We start from the raw sequence: 19,767 nt of genomic DNA on the forward strand, positions 1-19,767 counted from the left end.
CCTTGAGATATAAGTTTCTATTTTCTGTTTTTGTTTTCTTTTTTATTTTTGTTTTTATTTCTTTAGGAACATGGCAAATGATAAGATTAAACTGGAAGTTAAATCTTATCTCAGAAATTGAACTTTCACTTACTAAACCGCCTGTTGAGTTATCAAATAATGAAAAAAAAAATTTTTTAAGAATTAAAACTTCAGGTGCAGTTGATTATGATAAGCAAATATATTTATATAATTTGAATGAAGAGGGCAAACCTGGGTTTGAAGTGATCAACCCTATCACAATAAATACAAAAAATTATCTTCTTAATCGAGGATGGATAACATTTGATAAAAAAGATTCTTTAGAGATAAACAATTTAGATGAGCAAAATATAATTGGTGTTTTAAAGAAACAAAATAAAGCTAATATTTTCAAACCAAAAAATGATATTGAAAAAAATTATTGGTTCACACTAAACCGTGATGATGTATTTTCTTATACTGGAAAAAATTTTTCTGAATATGTCATTTATTTAGATGGAAATTACCAAATTCCTAAGCCAAAAAAAATTGATGCCAATATTTCAAATAATCACAAAAAATATGCGCTAACTTGGTTTTCGTTAGCGATTTCAATTCTTTTATTATATTTATATTTTAGAAAAAAAAATTATTAGATGAACTACGTCAGTACTAGAGATAAATCAAAAGTTTTTAAATTTAAGGATGTCTTTCTAAAAGGCCTTGCTGATGATGGTGGATTATTTGTTCCTGAAGTTGAATTTAAGTTTAATGATGAACAACTAAACTCTTTAAAAGGCTTAGATTACAATCAATTAGCTAAAGAGATGATATCACCATTTGTTGATGATTTTATTAAAGATGATGATTTATCTAAAATAATTGGAAAATCCTATTCTTCATTCAGAAAAAATAATGTGATTGATTTAATAAAAGTTGAAGACAGATTTATTCTTGAGCTTTTTCATGGACCAACATTAGCTTTTAAAGATGTTGCAATGCAATTATTGGGAAATTTTTATGAATACTATTTAGAAAAAAATAATGAAAAAATTAATATTGTGGTAGCAACTTCTGGAGATACTGGAGCAGCAGCAATTGAAGCAATAAAGGGTAAAAAAAATTTAAATATATTTGTTCTTCATCCCCACAATAGAATTTCATCAGTGCAAAGAAAAATAATGACTACAGTTAAAGATAACAATGTATTTAATATTGCTATTAATGGAAACTTTGATGACTGTCAAAATCTTGTAAAATCAATGTTTGAAGATAGGAATTTTTCTAAATCAATAAATATGTCGGGAGTTAATTCCATTAACTGGGCTCGAATTATTGCACAAAGTGTTTATTATTTTTACAGTTATTTTTTGATTGAGGATAAAACAAAGCCAATAAATTTTTCAGTCCCAACAGGCAATTTTGGGGATGTTTATGCTGGATACCTTGCAAAAAAAATGGGACTGCCAATTAATAAGTTGGTAGTTGCTACAAATCAAAATGATATTTTACACAGAGCAATCTCTGAAGGAAAATATGTATCAGAAAAAGTTTCTGAAACTTTATCTCCAAGTATGGATATTCAAATAGCAAGTAATTTTGAAAGATTAATTTATGATTTAAATAATAAAGATGACCAAATAACTGGTAATATAATGAAATCTATCAAAAAAGATGGATCATATATAATTGATAAATTTACCCTTAAAAAGATTAATTTAGATTTTCTGTCTGCTAGTTTAAATGAAAATGAAATACTGAAAACAATAAGTAATGTTTATAGTAAGAATAATTTAATTTTAGATCCCCATACAGCAATAGGTTTTGCTGCGTTTGAAAAAGTAAAATTAGATGGCAATAACATTGTTTTAGCAACGGCTCATCCTTCAAAATTTCCAGATGCAATTAACAAAGCAATTAAAAAGAATGCAGATTTACCAAAAGAACTTCAATATGTTTTGAGTGAAAAAGAAAATTATGATATTGTTGAAAATAATCTTGAAAGTATAAAAAAACACATAACAGAGAGAGTAAAATGAATTTAAAAGAAAATGATCAAATACCTAATTCTGAGATATTTATTTTTGAAAATAACGCACCAGTCAAAAAAAATTTACATGATTTACTAAAAGGAAAAAAGGTAGTGTTATTTGGTCTACCCGGAGCTTATACATCTGTATGCTCTGCAAAACATTTACCAGGTTATGTTAATAATTTTAATCAATATAAGGAAAAAGGTGTAGATCATATTATTTGTATTTCTGTTAACGATCCATTTGTAATGGATGCGTGGGGAAAAGAGCACAAAGTAGAAGATAAAATTATAATGATGGGGGATCCTTTTTTAAATTTTACCAAATCTATAGGAGCAGATGTAGATAAAAGTGAGCGAGGTCTTGGAATACGTTCAAATAGATACACAATGTTAATTGATGATCTAAAGGTTGTTAAATTACAAGAAGAGGAAGACACGGGTTCCTGTGAAATTTCAGCTGCTGAAAACTTTTTAAAACTAGTTTGATTTAGCCGCATCTTTTGCAAGAGCGTCAACTTCTTCATTTAAAGTATTGCCAGCATGGGCTTTTACCCAATGCCACTCAATATCTAGAGATTGCGTTAACTTATATAAATTTAACCAAAGATCTTTATTTTTTACATCTTCCTTCTTAGATGTCTGCCAATTATTTTTAATCCAATTATGTATCCAATTGGTAATACCCATTTTTACGTACTGAGAATCTGTAAAAATTTTAACTTTCTTTTTTTTGTTAATCTTTCCTAAAGCTTCGATAGGAGCCATTAATTCCATGCGATTATTTGTAGTATTCTTTTCAGACCCACTAATTTTTTCAATTTTTCCATCATCATTAATTATAGCTGCCCAACCACCATTTCCTGGGTTTTCTAAACAAGAACCATCAGTATAAATCTCAATCATTAGTTTAGATAATCTCTAAAAGCTTTTAGTTGAGTATGAGCTAAAAGTTTTTGGTAATATTCCCTTGGATCTTTAATTTTAATTAGTGCAGTTTTTGGTGTGTTTGAAAAATCATACAATCTAGTTAAAAGATATCTAAATGCAGAGCCCAAACATAATATATTCAAATATTTTTTCTCATTAGAAGTAAATTTTCTAACTTTTTCATATCCTTTAAGCAAAGAATTTACTTTATGTTTATTGATTTTGAATTGATTTTTTTTAACATCAAAACATAGTGCATTAATACATATTGCAACTTCGTACATGTAGAATTCATTTGAAGCAAAATAAAAATCTATTATCCCTGAAATTTTATTTTTTTTAAAAAAAATATTATCTATAAATAAATCTCCATGAATAATTCCTTTTGGCAAATTTTTTGGCCAGCTTTTTTTTATTTCAACAAATGTTTTTTTTAGATCTTTATTAATATTTTTGGCAAATTTTATTTTTTTAAAATTTATACTTTCGAGAAGCTTTGGCATATTTTTCATACCCATTGAATTTTCTCTTTTTATTTTAAATCTTTTTGTGATTTGATGCATTTTCGCAAGTATTGTGCCAACTTGATAACAATTTTTTGTAGTTAAAATTTTTTTGTCTTTTCCATCTAAAAAAGTGACAATACAGGCAAGTTTACCTTTAATCTTAAATAGATATTTATTTTCTAAATTTTTAATTGGTTTTGGACAATTTATTTTTGATGAATTTAATAAATCCATTAATTTCATAAAAAAAGGCACATCTTTATTAGCAACTCTTTTTTCAAATATTGTTAAAATGTACTTTGTTTTTTTTGTTTTTAATAAATAATTAGTGTTTTCTATTCCTTTTTTAATCCCAATGAAGCTAGTAATTTTCTCTAAAGGAAAAATTTTATTTATGTTTAAAATATCTGAATTATTTATTTTAGTATATACAGCCATCAATTTAATTTTTTTGGAACTTTGAATACAATATCTTCTTTGATAATTTCAACTTCTTTTATTTCTAGTTGATATTTTTGATTTAGTTTATCTAAAAAATCATTCACTAATACTTCAGGGGCTGATGCTCCAGAAGATACACCTATAGTTTCGCAATTATTGATTTTATCAAATGGAATAACACTTTCTGAGTGAATTAAGTAAGATTCTACACAACCAGATTTTTGAGCTACCTCAACTAGTCTAACTGAGTTAGAAGAGTTTCTGCTGCCAATGACAAAAAACATGTCACATTTTTGAGCAATATTCTTTACAGCTTTTTGTCTATTTGTCGTTGCATAACAAATATCTTCTTTGACTGGTTCTTTAATGTTTGGAAATCTTTTTTTTAAAACATTTATAATATTAATTGTATCATCTACAGACAAAGTGGTTTGTGTAACATATGCTATTTTATCTTTGATTTTTGGTGAATAATTTTCTGCCTCATTTTCATCTTGAATGAGATCAATAGAGCCTTTTGGTAATTGGCCCATAGTTCCAATCACTTCAGGATGATTTTTATGTCCAATTAATATTAAATGAAATCCCTGCTTGTTTAAATTTTCAGCTTCTCTATGAACTTTAGAAACTAGGGGGCATGTAGCATCAACGTATTCCATATTGTACTTCATTGCATCTATGGGCACATGCTTTGGAACTCCATGTGCTGAAAATATAACAGGTCTTGTTTTATCTGAAATTTCTTCTAGTTCCTCAACAAAAATTGCCCCTTTTGATTTTAAATCATCAACTACATATTTGTTATGGACAATTTCATGTCTCACATAAACAGGAGAGCCATATTTTTTTAATGATTTTTCTACAATCTCAATCGCTCTTTCAACACCAGCACAAAATCCTCTTGGAGCAGATAAAAGTATATTAAGTTTTTTGTTTTTCATTTTTTTCCAATAAATATTCCAGCAATATATGTGGAAAGGTCAAAGACGCCAAACCAATAAAGATAACTTTAATAATTGCATCATCTAATATGACTTTAAAATTGAGAAAATAAAGTGAGATCAATGCAATTATACCTGTAAGTATAGTTAAAGGAGCTGATTTAATAGTAAATAATTTTACTCCATTTAAAAAATTTTCTTTATCTAATTCAAAAATTAAATTCACCATGTGCCTAATAGAATGCAAGAAACAAAAATAAATTGTGAAAGCTATTAATGGAGAAAAATAAAAATTAACCAATAGAATTGAGACATAATCAATAAAAATTGTCATTTTCTTTATTTCATAGTTTTTTAAAAAAAGATAAATACTTGCTAAAGTGCTTAAGCAAATAGCTAATAAAAATATCTTAAGTTCTTCAAATTTACCTAATATAAAGTAAAAATTTTCATCATTAATTAATAATAATTTAAACAGCTCAATTGTTTCAGTTAAATGAAAAAATAAAGGTGCAAAAATAATCAATGAACCTTTTAGTGTGAAAAATAATTGATTTGAGTAATTATTTGAACTTATTAAAAATTGTGTATCCTCCTTACCAAAATGATAAGCGGCTACAATTAGAAATAAGACTAATAAGTATGTTGGAAAGCTGAGCCACAAAATTATAGTCAAACAAGCGACAAAGATATAAGCAATGTAAAAGTAAGAAGTATTCTTTATATTATAGTATTCTAATAATTTTTTTCCTTTTAAATGATCTAGAGATCCATGAGTAACACCTATTAATAATATTAAAATTAAGCATACAAGTGGAGAAATAGAAAAATTAAAAAATATTAGATTTAAAGAGATAAGCAAATTAACAAGTAAAAAAAATATAAATGAATGATTAAGATTTATTTTTTTTATCATTAAAAATTTAAAAAAGTTCTTTAACAAACATCCATTTAGGCATTTTAGAAATTATTTGGATGTCTTCTATTATATTACTTTTGTTGGATAAAAAATTAATTATAGAAGAGTTTCTTGCACTAAACATTCTATAGAATACTTCAGGCATTTTTTGTGGATTGTTACTTAAAACTTTTAAAAATATTTTATCTAAAAATTGATATTTTTTAGAAATAATATTTGCTTTTAATTTATTAATATTATTTAGATTTTTCCTAATAAATTTAGAATGTTCTTGAATGTTAAGAAAAGTGTAACCAGTGCTTAGTCTTGTCAAACCACCTGCTGTTCCAATATCAATTTGGTTTAATCTCTTAACATTATTTGCATGGAATAGGGGGATTGCACCTTCTTCTTTAAAAATAACTTTGTACCTTTTTATATTTAAACGATTTTCTATATAATCTTTTAATTGTGCTTTATAACTATCAACAGATCTATGGTTCAAATTTGATAACCATGTACTCTCAACAAGTGCATTTTTTTTTGAAAATGGAAGTGTATAAAAGAAATGAACACTATCATCTTGTTCACAATCAAAATCCATTAAATTAAATATTTCTTCATCAAAAAAATCTTTCTCAGTTTCGATTTCTACCCCGCTGAAGTGCTGCCATAATTTTTCTTTTGTATTTTCAAAATCTGGAACACTATTGAAAATTGTTGAATTTTTTGTCTCAATTTCATTAATATTATTAAAGAATTGAATATTCTTGTTTTTTTTTAAAGTTCCCAAAATTTTTTCATAAAACAAGCCACTATCAATAGTTTGATATGGAGCAAAAGTACAATCATGATATTTTGTTTTTTTTGGAAGATTTATTGAAAAATGATTCCAACTTTTTTTTACACAATCTTCAAAATTATGATCAAAAACTTTCCAAAAAGACCAAGTCTTATCTTTTTGGTATTTATCTCTAGGTTCTACAATAGCTAGAGTTTTGTCCTTAAGTTTACTAGTTATCTCTAATTCATATGCAAGAGATAGCCCAGAACATCCTCCTCCAATGATTGTGTAATCAAATTCTTTCATCAAAATTAACTAATTCATTTATATTTTTGTAATTTAAATTATTTTTCTCACTATTATTCTTAATTATAATTAATTTAATAAAATCATAAATTGAAAATATAGTTTCTAAAGTTTTTTCAAATTTATTTACATAAATTTTTCCAGATTTTTTATAAATTTCAAAGTTATCTATTTTTAAAATTTTACGACCTATTCTTCTATAAACTCTTCTTGCAACTAAAATTGCAAATCTTAAATTAATTGGAATGTCTTTTATTGAGTAGAATGAATTATTATAAAAAACTTCTGAATCCTTAATTGTAGCTTTAATATCTTCCATTGAGTGATTAATATAAAATCTATTATTAATGCTATCTTCAATTACATCTCTAGATATATTAGTTAGCTGCATAGCTATCCCTAAATTAACTGCCGCTTTAAGTGATAATGGAGATGTAACTCCCAAAATTTTGGCCATCATAAGACCAACAGTACCAGCCACTTGATAACAGTATAATAATAAATTTTTTTCTGAATTTAGTTCTACTTTTTCTTTAATATCAAATTCTATTCCATCAAATAAATCATTTATTATATTTCTAGAAATATCATATTTTTTTTCTAATACTTTCATGTCTTCAATTATGAAATTATTAGAAGTGTTAATTAAATATTGTTCCTTAAAATCCTTAAATTTTCTTTTTTTATTTTCTATTGTGTCTGTTTCATCCGCAATATTATCAAGAACTCTACAGAAGCTATAAAGTTTAGAACAGTTTTCATAAGTATTTTTTGGAAGAAAAAAACCAGCCCAATTGAAAGATTTAGCGTAAATCGATAAATAATTTTTCTTAGACATTATAGAATTTTGTCTAGGACTTTGGCAGAAGATAATACTCCTGGTACACCTGCACCCGGATGAGATCCTGCTCCAACAAAATATAAACCATTATAAACCTCAGATTTATTATGAAATCTAAAATAAGCAGACTGAGTAAATTTTGGCTGAATAGAAAAACCTGACCCATGTTTTGTATTGAGTTCATTCTCAAAATAATCTGGTGTTAAATAAAAATCTTCAACAATATTTTCTTTTAAATTTGGAAGAAGATGTTCCTGCATTTTTTCAATAACAAGATTTTTGAGTTTCTCACCTTCAATTTTCCAGTCTATTTTAGATTGATTATTAGGTACTGGAACAAGGACGTAAAAACAGTCATGATTTGGTGGCGCCATAGATTTATCTGTAGCAGTTGGTCTGTGTAAGTAATAACTTATGTCATTATTAAGTTTTTTATTATCAAATATATCATCTAAATGTTCCTTATATTTGTTTCCAAATTTTATAGTATGATGCTCTACTTCATTATAAATTTTTTTTGTTCCAAAATAATAAACAAATAATCCCATTGAATAATCCATTCTTCTTTTTTTCCATTTGAACAAAAAACTCTCGTTATTTTTATCAATCATTTTTTCATAAACAGAAGGGGGGTCCGCATTACATATAACATTATTAGCTTCAATAAATTTACCGTCACTTAGCTTTATGCCATTAACATTATTTTTATTTGTATTAATTTCAGACACCTCATGCCCTTTTATTATCTGAATTCCTTCTTCATTCATTAGTTTTTCTAATGCACTTATAATATTTCCAGTGCCTCCCAGAGAGTAATGAATTCCCCATTTTTTCTCTAAGTATAAAATCAATCCATAAATTGACGTTGTGGTGAATGGATTACCACCCACCAATAATGGATGCATACTTAACATCCTTCTTAATTTCTCATTTTTTATATATGAAGAAACAAGTGAATAGACAGACTTATAACTTTTTAGTGCTAAAAGAGATGGCAATTGTTTCATCATTGTAAAAGGTTTATCAAAAGGAACATCTGCTAATTCTAAATAACCTTTTTCAAATATTTTTTTAGTAAATTTTACTAATCTTGAATATCCATCAACATCTTTTTTTTCAATTTGTTCAATTTGTTTCTCCATTTCAATTTCATTTCCAGAATAATTAAATTTTGAGTTATCCTCAAAAATAAATTGGTACCAGGTTTTAAGGGGTATTAATTTAATGTAATCTTTTGAATCTTTATTGAATAAATTAAACAACTCATCAATTAAATAAGGGGCTGTAATAACTGTTGGTCCACCATCGAACGTAAATCCATTTTTTCTAAATACTCTAGCTCTACCACCTAGATCATTGTGTTTTTCAATTAATGTAACTTTATGATTTTTTGCTTTCAAACGAAGTGCAGCAGCAATTCCACCAAATCCAGAGCCGATTACAACTGATTTCATGAATACAATTTATAGTTTTTTAAAAAAATTGTAAGATTATTATGAGTTAATTTTTTTTAACTCTTGTTTTGTCTCATCAAGATTTTTTTGAAATAAATTATCCAGCTTTGATGAGTCTACTGATGTGGTTATTATCTTTTTTACAGAGTCCACAGCTATTTTAATTGATGCATCCTTGATTTCTTTGATAGCATTTTCTTTCATTTGATTAATCTTATTCTCAGCTAAATTTTTTTTCAAATCAGATGATTTATGAAATTTGTCATTTAACTCGATAATTAATCGATCACTGTCTTTTTTTGCTTGTTCAAGAATTTCATTTTTTACATCTTGTGCAGTATCTAGTTTGTTTTGTGCATTATCTAGCAAAGTTTTTGCTTCAGTTCTTAATTTTTCACTTTCATCTATTTCATTCTTAATATCTAGAATAAGTTTGTTGAGCACCTCGTTTATTTTGTTAGGTATTTTTAAATATATTAAGCCACCAAAAAAAATGACAAATGAAACCGCTACCCAAAATGTTGCATCAATTGCCATAATATTTATCTCCATTTCTTTTTGACAAATCGTCTACGATCGCTGAAATACTGCTATTATTCACCTCAGCACCAATTAGTTTTTGAGTTAGTTCGGAGGCAGTTTCAATTGCAATTTTGTTAATTTTTACTGGCGCACTTTTTCTTAATTGATCAATTTCATCCTCAGCTTTTTTAATTTCTTCATCGATTTGCTTGTCTAAAACTTCTCTTTTTGCATTAATATCTTTTAATGCTTTTTCTCTAGCTTCATTGAAAATATTTTTTGCCTCGTTTTTACTTTTTAAAACAATTTCTTCATATTCTTTTAACTTAGCTTCACTTTCTTCTCTTTGTTTGTCTGCAGCCTCAATATTATCTGAAATCTGTGATTTTCTAGATTCTAAGTTAGCACTTATCTTCGGCAATATTAGTTTTGATAAAACTACATACAAAAGACCAAATGTTAAAGTTAACCAGAATATCTGAGAAACCCAAAACTCAGGATTTAATTGAGGCATACCTCCACTTTCAGCAGCAAAAACTTTCTTCTCAACAAGAAAGCTAAAAATTACTAACTGAAAAATAATTTTTTTAATCATTCAAATCTAAAATGCAAAGAGAATAATTAAAGCTACTACTAATCCAAATAGACCAGTTGCTTCTGCAAGTGCAAATCCTAATAGCAAGTTTGGAAATTGTTTTTGAGCTGCAGATGGATTTCTCATCGCACCAGACAAATAATTTCCAAAAATTATTCCGATACCTACACCAGCACCCGCTAGAGCGATTGCTGCAAGTCCTGCACCGATCATTTTTGCTGCTTCTAATTCCATTATATCCTCCTATATTAATTAATGGTGTAAATTTAATGCATCATTTAAATAGATGCAGGTTAAGATTGCAAAAACGTATGCTTGAAGAAAAGCAACTAATATCTCCAAGCCTGTTAAAGCAACCGAAAAACTCAGTGGAAGCCATCCACCAACTATTCCAAGGCTAATTACAAAGCCTCCGAAAACTTTCATCATAGTGTGACCAGCCATCATATTTGCAAACAATCTGACTGATAAACTTATTGGTCTACTTAAGTAAGAAATTATTTCAATCACAACAATAAGCGGAAGTAGTACTGCTGGCACTCCACTTGGAACAAATAATTTTAAGTAACCAAACCCATGTTTAATAAATCCAATTATTGTCACACCGATAAATATGAATGCTGCTAACATGAAAGTCACAATAATGTGACTAGTAACAGTAAATGTATAAGGGATCATGCCAAACATGTTGCAGAATAAAACAAACATGAATAAAGAAAATATAAAAGCGAAGTACGGTCTTGCTTTTGATCCTGCTGTATCACCAATCATCTTCGAGACAAAGGTATAACTGAGTTCGGCGAGCAGCTGGAGTTTATTTGGCAAAAGAGAATTCCTCTTTGATCCTAAGTTAAAAATTATCAAAATTGCAACTGTGCTAACAACCATGAATAAGCTTGCATTTGTAAATGAAATATCAAATGCACCAATTTTAATTTCGGGACCAATTCGATAAACCTCGAATTGTGTCATCGGATTTCCTGCCATAAAAAATTCTACTTTTGCATATTTTTTGCGGATCTGATCACGTTAATTATACCTGCAACCACACCAACAAAAAAAAATATTATAATTAACCAGGGCTTAGTACCAAAGGTCTTATCTAAAATAAACCCAATAATTGTCCCAACAGCTACTGCAGAGACCAATTCTGTACTTAATTTAAAAGCTGCCCCAATAGACGAAGAATTTTGATTATTTTCATCTAAATTTTTCTTTAAAAGCTTATCTTTTGCAATCTGTAAGCGAGTTTTAAATTGATCTTTTGACATTCAAATTTAAGCAACCATGCTCTCTGCTTTTTGAAGGTCAACCGCTACTAGCTGGCTTATTCCTTTTTCTGGCATGGTCACACCATAAAGCCTATCCATTTTAGACATGGTCAAAGCATGGTGAGTTACTATTATAAATTTTGTACTCGTAATTTTTGTAAGCTCTTCAAGCAGACCACAAAATCTTGTTACATTAGCGTCATCGAGCGGCGCATCAACTTCATCCAAAACACAAATTGGAGATGGGTTGGTTAAGAATACAGCGAAAATTAATGATAGGGCAGTTAGTGCTTGTTCACCACCCGATAATAAAGTTATAGATTGTAATCTTTTTCCTGGAGGACTTACAAGCATTTCAAGACCTGCTTCAAGTGGATCATCAGAGTCTACTAATTCTAATTTTGCATTTCCACCATTAAACAACTTTGTATACACCTCATTAAATTTTCTATTAACTTTTTCAAATGCCTCTATTAGTCTTTCCCTACCTTTTTGATTTAATTCATTAATACTTTCTTTAAGTTTAATAATTGCAGTAACTAAATCTGCTCGATCTTGCTCCATTTTTTTAATTTCGACTTCATATTTGTTTGTTTCTTCATCAGCTTTCAAATTTACAGATCCAAGCTTTTCTCTTTCTTGTTTTTTTTTATCTAATAAATCTTCTTGATCAATATGATTTGGCAATTCTTCAACACCATTTAAATTAGAATTTTCTAATAAATTATCTTCATTTAGATTTAATTCTGAACTAATTCTATCTAATAAATCTGATTTTCTTTTTTTAAGACCTTCAATAGTAGCTCCTGAACTAGCTTTCCTTTCTCTAAATTGTATAGATTGCTCTTGTATTTTATTTAATTCATTTCTTAAATTTTCAATTTTTTCATCAGTTTCATTAATAATTATTTCATTATCACTTTTTTCTTTTTCTGAGATTCTTAAATTTTCAGATATCTGTCCTTTTCTTTCTGCTTGACTTCTTGGTTGATTTTCTAGTTGCTCTAATTGTTGGTTGAGCTTATTTTTTCTTTCAGTCAATTCATTAACCATTTTTTCAGAACTACTTAAAAGATTTTTCCAACTTTCTATTTCTGTTTCAATTGTTTTAATTCGCTCATTTCTTTTTATCGACTCTTTTTTGATAGATTGATTTTTACTAAAAGCATCTGCATATTTTTCTTGTAGTATCTTTATATTTTTTGATTTTTCATTTACACCTATCAGGTCATTTCTACTTTTATCATCTTTGATATCTTTTAAAAAATTATCAAGTTCAATGTTACATCTATCTAATAATGTAAGTGCCTGATTTATTTCATTACTCTCAATTAATTCTTTAGCTCTAGTGATGGTATTTTTTATATTTTTTATTGGGCCTAAACTAATATTAATAGTACTGTCAGCTATATTATTGACTACCGCATCAACTTCTTTTTGTTCTTGATCTAGTTTATTTTTAGCATTTTCAAGATCTTCATTAGATAATTTTTCAGTTTCAAAATATTTAGAGTCTATTTCTATTAATTCACTTTTTTCTTCCTTGAGACGTTTTTCATTAGAATTTGCATCAATAATTATGCCCCTTTCTCTTGAAATATCTTCCTCTAAAGTTTTTAAAGACTCTTTTATAGACTGTATTTCATCTTGAATTCTTGTATTTTCCTCATCTAAACTTTGTAATTCTAAATTTAATCTTTGAATTTTAGATAAATTTTCAATATTTTTTTCTCTTAGTGGATTTACTTTATCAGTTTCAGATTTAATTTGCTTTTCAAACTCTGTTATCTTTTCATTGAAACCCGAAACTTCGCCCTCAGCTTCATTATTTATTTCATTCTCTATAGTAATTTCCTTATCTATATCTATTAATTTTAAATAATAGAGACCAGCCTCTACTTTTTTTATTTCTTCAGAAATAAGCTTATATTTTGTTGCTTCTTCAGCTTGCTTTTGAAGATTAGCAAGTTGTCTTTCTTGTTGTCTTCTTAGTTCATCTGCTCTTTTTAAATTACTCTCAGCTGCATTTAATCTTAATTCTGCTTCGTGTCTTCTAACATGAAGACCAGATATACCAGCCGCTTCCTCCAAAATTGCTCTTCGATCAGTTGGTTTAGCTGTCACTAAAGCCCCAATACGTCCTTGACTTATCATTGAGGGCGAATGTGCACCAGTTGATAGATCGGCAAAAAACATTTGAGCATCTCGTGCTCTAACTTCCTTGTCGTTAATATAAAATTTTGAACCTTTATCTTTTTCTATTTTTCTTCTGACATGAACTTCATCTAATTCACGGTATTGTATTGGACCTTCATTGTTTGGATTGCTTACCGATATAGATACTTCTGCAATATTTTTTGAGGCTTTATTTGAAGTACCAGAAAATATTACATCTTCCATTCCTGAGCCCCTCATACTTTTAGCAGAGGTTTCTCCCATTACCCATCTCAACGACTCTACTATATTAGATTTACCACAACCATTGGGACCCACTATTCCAGTTAAACCTTTTTCGATTAAGAAATTAGTTTTATCGGCAAAAGATTTAAATCCATTTAGCTGGATTTTTTTAAACTCCATGCACTAACTTATATCAGTTTTTCTAGAGTTTTTTTTAAATTTTTATAATTTAGAGATTTTTCAAACTTTTTATCATTAATTATAATCGTAGGAGTAGCATTTACTTTGAATTTTTTAGCACCCTCGATTCGATCATTCAAAACAAAATCTTCAATATTTTTATCAGAGGTACATTTATTAAAATCAACTGTAATGCCTTCTGATGCTAAAAATTTTTTTAAGTTTTCATTAACCTCGTTAACAGTTTTGCCCTTGATCCACTTTGGCTGGTTAAGATACAAGGTATTTAAAATGTCTGAGTTACCATCATTTTTACATTGAGCAATTTTTGATGCATTAAATGCAGCTATATCTAATGGAAAATGTCTAAATTCAATCTTTGCAAGACCTTTATCGATGAAATCTTTTTTTAAATCCGGCAAAACATTAATGTGAAAATTTGCACAATGACTACAGGTTAGAGATTCATAAGCAATAATACTAATTTTGGCATCTTTATTGCCAATTATAATTCTATTTATATCTTTTGAGCTATCTGCACTAACAATTGAAGATTGGAATAAAATTAATAAGAAAACTGCAATAATTTTTTTCATTTTTGTTTAAATACTTTTGTAAGCTCAATTAATGATTTTTTAATCTTGTCATTTTTAATATCATTTATCTTAGTTTGATATTTCTTAATTGTCACATTTTTTTCAGTGTCATCATTTGAGGTAAAAATGTTCTGATCATCATCAAAACTAATAAATTTTAGTTTTTCAACAACAGAATATCCAAAAAAACTATTCATCTTATCCATGATATCTTTTTTTGAGTATTCCATATCAACTTCATGACCTCTTTTTACCATAACTAGCAAAGTGCTTACTCCAAATCGATTGGAATTTTTAAAAGATTTTGGATAACAAATTTTGAATAACTTTTCACCGACAATATATTTCCAGTTATTTAAAGTTTCAGAATAAATATGACCTTTTTTGTTAATAATTTTTTTAACATTTTTTGGCAAAGTATCTCTAAATGATCTTAAGCCTTGAATGACAGTGTTTCTCTGCTTAGTATTATTTTTAGATTGCATATGAAAGATCCAACAATAACAAATAAAATTCTTAAATGGTACGATTTAAATAAAAGATCTCTTCCATGGAGAAAAAAAGTTTCTCAAGAAAAAAAGGAATATTACACACTTATAAGCGAATTTATGCTGCAACAAACCCAAGTTGCTACTGTCATACCTTACTTTCAAAGATTTATAAAAAGTATCCCAAATATAGAAAAGTTATCTAAGTTTAATGATGAAAAATTAATTAAGCTATGGGAAGGTCTTGGATATTATTCAAGAGTAAGAAATTTAAAAAAGACAGCACAAATTGTTGTTAAAGATTTTGATAAAAGATTACCTCAAAGTTTTACAGATTTAAAATCTCTTCCTGGTATTGGAGACTATACAGCAAGTGCTATCTCTGCAATTGCATTCAATAAACCATTAATTCCTTTGGATGGAAATATTGAAAGAGTGTTGAAAAGACTTTTGTATTTAAAAAAACAAAATCAAATTAAAAAAGAAAATTTACAAAAGTATAAAAAAGTCTTTGGAATTTCAGTTAATAGATCTAGTGATTATGCCCAAGCTTTAATGGAATTAGGAGCCTTAATTTGCAAGCCCGTAAATCCATTATGTAAACAATGTCCAATATTAAAAAAATGTGAGTCATTTAGAAATCAAGATTTTGAATTAGTAAAAATAAAAAAAAAAGACAAACAAACTTTTTATAAATTAAATGTTTATAAAAAAAATGATCAATATCTATTAATTAAGAATGATAAATTCAAATTTTTGAAAAATTTTGATATCTTTCCAATGGATGAATTAATAAGCCCTAAAAATTTCAATAAAGATTTGAATTTTAAAATATCAAATATGAACATGAATATTAAGATTGAATACAAAAATAAATTTAATTTAGATGGTAAGGTTCATTGGATTGATCCTAAAAAACTTCAAAAGTATACACTTCCAACTTTTACAAAAAAAATAGTAAAATTTTTAGAAAATCAAAAATGAAAAAAATAGCAATAATTGGAGCTGGTATTTCAGGTTTATACCTAGCTAATTTGTTTAAAGGCAATAAAGATTATCAAATTACAATATATGAGAAAAAAAAATCAATAGATGCAGAGGAAGGTTATGGAATTCAGTTATCTGTGAATAGTATTAAGCTTTTGAATAAAATAGGCTTTAATTCATTTCCCAAAGAAGAAAAATTTAATCCAAAGAAAATTGACTTTTATGAAATAAAAAATTCAAAAAAAATATGTGATCTAGAAATTTCTAAATTTAATTCTGAAAATTCTAAATATACAACTTTAAAAAGATCAAAACTTCTTCAGTTTTTAAAAAACAATTTAGGGGATGACGTAATTAGATATAACCACAGTGTTGATCAAATTAAATATGATAAAGATTTAATAACTCTGACTTTTGATAATCATAAGATCAATTGTGATTATTTAATTGTTTCAGATGGAGTTTTTTCAAAAAGCAAATCCTTGATTTCAAATAACAAATTTAAACCCATTTATAATAATTGTGTTGCCATTAGAGCTAACATCTCAAAAAATAATCTTCACAACATTAATAATGAAAATATTTCTTTATTTTTAGGGTCAAATTTCCATTACGTAGTTTATCCATTAAATAGAGATCAAAACTTAAATTTTATTGGAATATTGAAACATAAATTAAATTCCAATGAACAAGCAAATCAAAAACTAAATGAAGAAAGTTATTTTATAGAAGCTATAAAAAGTAAATTAAATCAAAAAATTTCTGCCTCACTTTTCGAAAGTCTTCAAAATGTTAAACTATTTCCAGTTTTTGTAAGTAAAAATTTTTACAATGCTCCTCAAAATACATTTTTAGTTGGAGATGCTTTTTTTGCACTTTCTCCTTCTTTTGCTCAAGGTGCTTCGCAATCAATAGAAGGGAGTTATGAATTATATGAGAGTATATTAAATAATCTTGATTTTCATAACAAACGTATGCAAAGAATAAAAATGATTAATAATCGGTCAAATTTTAATCAATTCGCTTTTCATTTATCAAATCCAATAATGACTTTGTTTAGAAATATTTCTTTAAAACTTTTAACTAAGAATAAAAAATTTTTAGAAAGTTATTTAGGTAAAGTTTATAAAAATTAATTTTTTGAAATAAATTTTTGTCTTAAATAATCTATTGGATGTATTCTTCCATTGATATCACAATGCCAATAAGTCCATCCATTACAGCTTTCTGCGCCTAAAATTGTTGCTGCAACTTTGTGAATAGAGCCTTCTGCTTGATTATGTTTGATACTTCCATCAGCCATAATTCTTGCAGTTATCTTTTTTTTGTTATCAAATATATTCGTGCCAGGTTTAATAATTCCCAATTCAACTAATGATCCAAAAGGAATTCTTGGCTTTGATCGATTGTTTTTGAGTGTATCTAGTAAATTATCTTCAAAAGGCTTTGTATTTTTTAATCTTTGCTCTGCAGCTTTAAAATAATTTTTCTCTTTTTCTATACCAAAATAATTTCTTCCTAATTTCTTAGCAACTGTAGCTGTTGTTCCAGAACCTAAGAATGGATCTAAAATCATATCCCCTTTATTTGATGTTGCTAATAAAACCCTATGGAGTAACGACTCTGGCTTTTGGGTTGAGTGAATTTTTTTTCCATTTTTTTTTAATCTTTCAGTCCCATTACAAATTGGCAGATCCCAATTTGATCTCATTTGAAGATCATCGTTTAAGCACTTTAAAGATTGATAATTAAATGTGTATTTAGATTTTTCACTCTTTGAAGCCCAAATTAAAGTTTCATGCGCATTAGTAAATCGAGTTCCTCTAAAGTTTGGCATTGGATTATTTTTATTCCAGATGACATCATTTAATATCCAAAATCCTAAATTTTGAATTGCTGTACCAACTCTAAAAATATTATGATAACTACCAATAACCCAAATTGCTCCATCCTTTTTTAAAATTCTTTTACATTCGCTAAGCCACTCATATGTAAATTCATCATATTTTTTAAAACTCTCAAATTGATCCCACTTATCATTTACAGCATTTACTTTAGATCTATCTGGTCTAGTTAATTCAGTTTTGAGTTGTAAGTTGTATGGTGGATCTGCAAAAATTAAATCAAAAGTTTCACGTGGAATTTTTTTTAATTCCTCTAAGCTGTCTCCGTTAATAATTTTATTTTTTAACTCAGTTTTCATTTATAAAAATGAATTAGACTCCAAATGGATTCTACGGTCAACCTGAGATTGAAATATTTAGATTCGACTTGTGCTAATCTAATGGGTGATAACTAGATCTTGTGTATGGATATTTTCGAAACAGGTGCAAAAGTTTTTCTATGGTATTTTGTAATACCTAATTTCTTTAAAGCTTTTAAGTGTTGTTTTGTGCCATAACCAAAATTTTTATCCCAATAATAACCTTTATTTTTTTTTGACAAAGAAATTATAAAATTGTCTCTAGCTACTTTTGCAATAATTGAAGCTGCTGATATAGCTGGAATTTTCTTATCTCCTTTTATGATGGCCTTTATTTTATAATTATTCATTAATGGTACTTTGTTGCCATCAACTAATACTTGTGAGGGTTTTTTTTTAAGTTTTTTTATTGCTCTCTTCATAGCAAGTAAACTCGCCTGAAGAATATTAATTTTATCAATTTCATCTTTGGATGATTTTGCAATAGCCCAAATAGAATTTTTTTTAATATATTTCGATAATATTTCTCTTTTATCTTTTTTAATACTTTTAGAGTCTTTCAGTATTTTAAGATTAACATTTTTATTTAAAATAACTGCAGCTGCATAAACAGGACCAATTAGACTGCCTCTACCAACTTCATCAACACCAGCGATAATTTTCATTAAAATTTTATTTTTAATTCTAAAATTTTTTGTCTGATTTTTTTTAAGTCTTCCCATGAAAATTTTTTGTTTTCTGGAAATCGGATTAGATAAGAGGGACTGAATGTTATCATTAATGGATATGTTTTATTATTTAGTATAATTTCTTTCCACTTACCTCTTTCATTAGAAATTCTTTCATTGGATGAGATAACAGCCTCCATCGCAGTACTTCCAAAAAGAATGATAATTTGTGGATCAATTATAGAAATATGTTCTTTTAAAAAAACAGAGTATCTTTTAATTTCCTGCGATGTTGGTTTTCTATCCTCTGGTGGTCTAAAATTTATGGCATAAGTTGAGTAAATAGAATTTTTTTCTATATTAATCGCTTTAAGCATTTTCTCTAGCAAGGTCCCAGATTCACCTTGGAAAGTTTTTTCTGTTTTCTCTTCTTCAATACCAGGGGCTTCTCCCACAATCATTATAGGGCTATTGATGTTACCATCACCAAATATTAATTTTTTTGCATTATCTTTTAGATTACAATTTTGAATTGAATTAATATGTTTTTTGAGCTCCAAAATTTTTGTATTTTTATCTAGTTTATTTTGATTGTTTTCAGATTTTGGAATTTTAAATCTATTTAAGGGTTTATCGCTAAAAATAAAATTTGGCTCTATTGAATTTAACAATTCTTCCCTATAATACATATTTTGATCTAAAGATTTTTTGGTCATAATAGCTA

Annotated in this window: 23 protein-coding genes; 5 read left to right on the plus strand and 18 right to left on the minus strand. The window is 27.3% G+C overall.

The genetic code is table 11. The annotated features are described in order from the left end of the window. Positions 1-2: 2 nt before the first annotated feature. Genes ACTTAU_RS02405 through ACTTAU_RS02415 form a run of 3 tightly spaced genes read left to right on the plus strand, consistent with a single transcriptional unit; the run spans position 3 to position 2,521 of the window. Positions 3-656, plus strand: a complete 654-nt coding sequence (locus ACTTAU_RS02405) for an SURF1 family protein (protein ID WP_438305891.1) — start codon at positions 3-5, stop codon at positions 654-656. After that, positions 657-2,039 (plus strand): threonine synthase, encoded by a 1,383-nt coding sequence (gene thrC, locus ACTTAU_RS02410; RefSeq protein WP_438305889.1) that lies wholly within the window; start codon positions 657-659, stop codon positions 2,037-2,039. Next, complete coding sequence (locus ACTTAU_RS02415; RefSeq protein ID WP_438305887.1) at positions 2,036-2,521, plus strand: peroxiredoxin; 486 nt, start codon at positions 2,036-2,038, stop codon at positions 2,519-2,521. Before thrC ends, ACTTAU_RS02415 begins: the two co-directional genes overlap by 4 nt. Here ACTTAU_RS02415 and rnhA read toward each other — a convergent pair. Genes rnhA through ACTTAU_RS02490 form a run of 15 tightly spaced genes read right to left on the minus strand, consistent with a single transcriptional unit; the run spans position 2,513 to position 15,182 of the window. Continuing rightward, entirely contained in the window at positions 2,513-2,938 is a 426-nt protein-coding gene (rnhA, locus tag ACTTAU_RS02420) for a ribonuclease HI (protein ID WP_085113811.1), read from the minus strand. The genes ACTTAU_RS02415 and rnhA overlap by 9 nt on opposite strands. Beyond that, the gene (locus ACTTAU_RS02425) at positions 2,938-3,906 is read right to left on the minus strand and encodes a homoserine kinase (protein ID WP_438305886.1); all 969 of its coding nucleotides are present in this window, start codon (positions 3,904-3,906) and stop codon (positions 2,938-2,940) included. The genes rnhA and ACTTAU_RS02425 overlap by 1 nt, the downstream gene beginning before the upstream one ends. Continuing rightward, positions 3,906-4,850 (minus strand): 4-hydroxy-3-methylbut-2-enyl diphosphate reductase, encoded by a 945-nt coding sequence (gene ispH / locus ACTTAU_RS02430; protein WP_438305883.1) that lies wholly within the window; start codon positions 4,848-4,850, stop codon positions 3,906-3,908. Before ispH ends, ACTTAU_RS02425 begins: the two co-directional genes overlap by 1 nt. Beyond that, positions 4,831-5,766, minus strand: a complete 936-nt coding sequence (locus tag ACTTAU_RS02435) for a Brp/Blh family beta-carotene 15,15'-dioxygenase (protein WP_438305881.1) — start codon at positions 5,764-5,766, stop codon at positions 4,831-4,833. The genes ispH and ACTTAU_RS02435 overlap by 20 nt, the downstream gene beginning before the upstream one ends. 7 nt (positions 5,767-5,773) lie before the next feature. After that, on the minus strand, positions 5,774-6,838 hold the full coding sequence (locus tag ACTTAU_RS02440; RefSeq protein WP_438305879.1) for a lycopene cyclase family protein: 1,065 nt from the start codon (positions 6,836-6,838) through the stop codon (positions 5,774-5,776). Next, the gene (locus ACTTAU_RS02445; RefSeq protein ID WP_438305878.1) at positions 6,825-7,676 is read right to left on the minus strand and encodes a phytoene/squalene synthase family protein; all 852 of its coding nucleotides are present in this window, start codon (positions 7,674-7,676) and stop codon (positions 6,825-6,827) included. The genes ACTTAU_RS02440 and ACTTAU_RS02445 overlap by 14 nt, the downstream gene beginning before the upstream one ends. Next, positions 7,676-9,133: a phytoene desaturase family protein gene (gene crtI, locus ACTTAU_RS02450; RefSeq protein WP_438305876.1), complete on the minus strand. Its 1,458-nt coding sequence runs from the start codon at positions 9,131-9,133 to the stop codon at positions 7,676-7,678. The genes ACTTAU_RS02445 and crtI overlap by 1 nt, the downstream gene beginning before the upstream one ends. Positions 9,134-9,172: 39 nt before the next feature. Beyond that, positions 9,173-9,685, minus strand: coding sequence for a F0F1 ATP synthase subunit B family protein (locus ACTTAU_RS02455; RefSeq protein ID WP_438305874.1), 513 nt, complete (start codon positions 9,683-9,685; stop codon positions 9,173-9,175). Beyond that, a complete protein-coding gene (locus ACTTAU_RS02460; RefSeq protein ID WP_438305872.1) occupies positions 9,660-10,250 on the minus strand; it encodes a F0F1 ATP synthase subunit B family protein in 591 nt (196 codons plus the stop codon). Before ACTTAU_RS02460 ends, ACTTAU_RS02455 begins: the two co-directional genes overlap by 26 nt. 6 nt (positions 10,251-10,256) lie before the next feature. Further along, entirely contained in the window at positions 10,257-10,484 is a 228-nt protein-coding gene (locus ACTTAU_RS02465) for a F0F1 ATP synthase subunit C (RefSeq protein WP_006997791.1), read from the minus strand. Between the two features lie 18 nt (positions 10,485-10,502). Further along, the gene (locus ACTTAU_RS02470; RefSeq protein ID WP_085113819.1) at positions 10,503-11,237 is read right to left on the minus strand and encodes a F0F1 ATP synthase subunit A; all 735 of its coding nucleotides are present in this window, start codon (positions 11,235-11,237) and stop codon (positions 10,503-10,505) included. An 8-nt stretch (positions 11,238-11,245) separates the two neighbouring features. Then, positions 11,246-11,521 (minus strand): AtpZ/AtpI family protein, encoded by a 276-nt coding sequence (locus tag ACTTAU_RS02475; RefSeq protein ID WP_438305868.1) that lies wholly within the window; start codon positions 11,519-11,521, stop codon positions 11,246-11,248. Positions 11,522-11,527: 6 nt separating this feature from the next. Beyond that, positions 11,528-14,101: a chromosome segregation SMC family protein gene (locus ACTTAU_RS02480; protein ID WP_438305866.1), complete on the minus strand. Its 2,574-nt coding sequence runs from the start codon at positions 14,099-14,101 to the stop codon at positions 11,528-11,530. A gap of 8 nt (positions 14,102-14,109) precedes the next feature. Then, entirely contained in the window at positions 14,110-14,697 is a 588-nt protein-coding gene (locus ACTTAU_RS02485; protein ID WP_438305864.1) for a DsbA family protein, read from the minus strand. Beyond that, complete coding sequence (locus ACTTAU_RS02490; protein WP_438305862.1) at positions 14,694-15,182, minus strand: DUF721 domain-containing protein; 489 nt, start codon at positions 15,180-15,182, stop codon at positions 14,694-14,696. Before ACTTAU_RS02490 ends, ACTTAU_RS02485 begins: the two co-directional genes overlap by 4 nt. Here ACTTAU_RS02490 and ACTTAU_RS02495 point away from each other — a divergent pair, their 5' ends adjacent. After that, a complete protein-coding gene (locus ACTTAU_RS02495; RefSeq protein WP_438305860.1) occupies positions 15,183-16,169 on the plus strand; it encodes an A/G-specific adenine glycosylase in 987 nt (328 codons plus the stop codon). It abuts the gene before it with no gap. Next, a complete protein-coding gene (locus ACTTAU_RS02500) occupies positions 16,166-17,308 on the plus strand; it encodes an FAD-dependent monooxygenase (RefSeq protein WP_438305858.1) in 1,143 nt (380 codons plus the stop codon). The genes ACTTAU_RS02495 and ACTTAU_RS02500 overlap by 4 nt, the downstream gene beginning before the upstream one ends. Here ACTTAU_RS02500 and ACTTAU_RS02505 read toward each other — a convergent pair. From ACTTAU_RS02505 to ACTTAU_RS02515, 3 genes are all read right to left on the minus strand, one after another. Then, positions 17,305-18,375, minus strand: coding sequence for a site-specific DNA-methyltransferase (locus ACTTAU_RS02505; protein WP_438305856.1), 1,071 nt, complete (start codon positions 18,373-18,375; stop codon positions 17,305-17,307). The genes ACTTAU_RS02500 and ACTTAU_RS02505 overlap by 4 nt on opposite strands. A 92-nt stretch (positions 18,376-18,467) precedes the next feature. Further along, on the minus strand, positions 18,468-19,040 hold the full coding sequence (locus ACTTAU_RS02510) for a ribonuclease HII (RefSeq protein WP_085115096.1): 573 nt from the start codon (positions 19,038-19,040) through the stop codon (positions 18,468-18,470). Next, on the minus strand, positions 19,040-19,759 hold the full coding sequence (locus ACTTAU_RS02515) for a uracil-DNA glycosylase (RefSeq protein WP_438305854.1): 720 nt from the start codon (positions 19,757-19,759) through the stop codon (positions 19,040-19,042). Before ACTTAU_RS02515 ends, ACTTAU_RS02510 begins: the two co-directional genes overlap by 1 nt. Positions 19,760-19,767: the final 8 nt, after the last annotated feature.

Origin of the sequence: Candidatus Pelagibacter sp. HIMB1505 (assembly GCF_052047915.1) — a bacterium.
GTDB classification, from domain to species: domain Bacteria; phylum Pseudomonadota; class Alphaproteobacteria; order Pelagibacterales; family Pelagibacteraceae; genus Pelagibacter; species Pelagibacter communis_A.

Coding starts and splice junctions, on each gene's coding strand:
- ispH (WP_438305883.1), bottom strand. CDS start 4,850: ATGAAAAACAAAAAACTTAATATACTTTTATCTGCTCCAAGAGGATTT.
- ACTTAU_RS02470 (WP_085113819.1), bottom strand. CDS start 11,237: ATGGCAGGAAATCCGATGACACAATTCGAGGTTTATCGAATTGGTCCC.
- ACTTAU_RS02460 (WP_438305872.1), bottom strand. CDS start 10,250: ATGATTAAAAAAATTATTTTTCAGTTAGTAATTTTTAGCTTTCTTGTT.
- ACTTAU_RS02455 (WP_438305874.1), bottom strand. CDS start 9,685: ATGGAGATAAATATTATGGCAATTGATGCAACATTTTGGGTAGCGGTT.
- ACTTAU_RS02475 (WP_438305868.1), bottom strand. CDS start 11,521: ATGTCAAAAGATCAATTTAAAACTCGCTTACAGATTGCAAAAGATAAG.
- ACTTAU_RS02435 (WP_438305881.1), bottom strand. CDS start 5,766: ATGATAAAAAAAATAAATCTTAATCATTCATTTATATTTTTTTTACTT.
- ACTTAU_RS02465 (WP_006997791.1), bottom strand. CDS start 10,484: ATGGAATTAGAAGCAGCAAAAATGATCGGTGCAGGACTTGCAGCAATC.
- thrC (WP_438305889.1), top strand. CDS start 657: ATGAACTACGTCAGTACTAGAGATAAATCAAAAGTTTTTAAATTTAAG.
- ACTTAU_RS02485 (WP_438305864.1), bottom strand. CDS start 14,697: ATGAAAAAAATTATTGCAGTTTTCTTATTAATTTTATTCCAATCTTCA.
- ACTTAU_RS02510 (WP_085115096.1), bottom strand. CDS start 19,040: ATGAAAATTATCGCTGGTGTTGATGAAGTTGGTAGAGGCAGTCTAATT.
- ACTTAU_RS02425 (WP_438305886.1), bottom strand. CDS start 3,906: ATGGCTGTATATACTAAAATAAATAATTCAGATATTTTAAACATAAAT.
- rnhA (WP_085113811.1), bottom strand. CDS start 2,938: ATGATTGAGATTTATACTGATGGTTCTTGTTTAGAAAACCCAGGAAAT.
- ACTTAU_RS02515 (WP_438305854.1), bottom strand. CDS start 19,759: ATGACCAAAAAATCTTTAGATCAAAATATGTATTATAGGGAAGAATTG.
- ACTTAU_RS02415 (WP_438305887.1), top strand. CDS start 2,036: ATGAATTTAAAAGAAAATGATCAAATACCTAATTCTGAGATATTTATT.
- ACTTAU_RS02445 (WP_438305878.1), bottom strand. CDS start 7,676: ATGTCTAAGAAAAATTATTTATCGATTTACGCTAAATCTTTCAATTGG.
- ACTTAU_RS02440 (WP_438305879.1), bottom strand. CDS start 6,838: ATGAAAGAATTTGATTACACAATCATTGGAGGAGGATGTTCTGGGCTA.
- ACTTAU_RS02480 (WP_438305866.1), bottom strand. CDS start 14,101: ATGGAGTTTAAAAAAATCCAGCTAAATGGATTTAAATCTTTTGCCGAT.
- ACTTAU_RS02505 (WP_438305856.1), bottom strand. CDS start 18,375: ATGAAAACTGAGTTAAAAAATAAAATTATTAACGGAGACAGCTTAGAG.
- ACTTAU_RS02495 (WP_438305860.1), top strand. CDS start 15,183: ATGAAAGATCCAACAATAACAAATAAAATTCTTAAATGGTACGATTTA.
- ACTTAU_RS02490 (WP_438305862.1), bottom strand. CDS start 15,182: ATGCAATCTAAAAATAATACTAAGCAGAGAAACACTGTCATTCAAGGC.
- crtI (WP_438305876.1), bottom strand. CDS start 9,133: ATGAAATCAGTTGTAATCGGCTCTGGATTTGGTGGAATTGCTGCTGCA.
- ACTTAU_RS02500 (WP_438305858.1), top strand. CDS start 16,166: ATGAAAAAAATAGCAATAATTGGAGCTGGTATTTCAGGTTTATACCTA.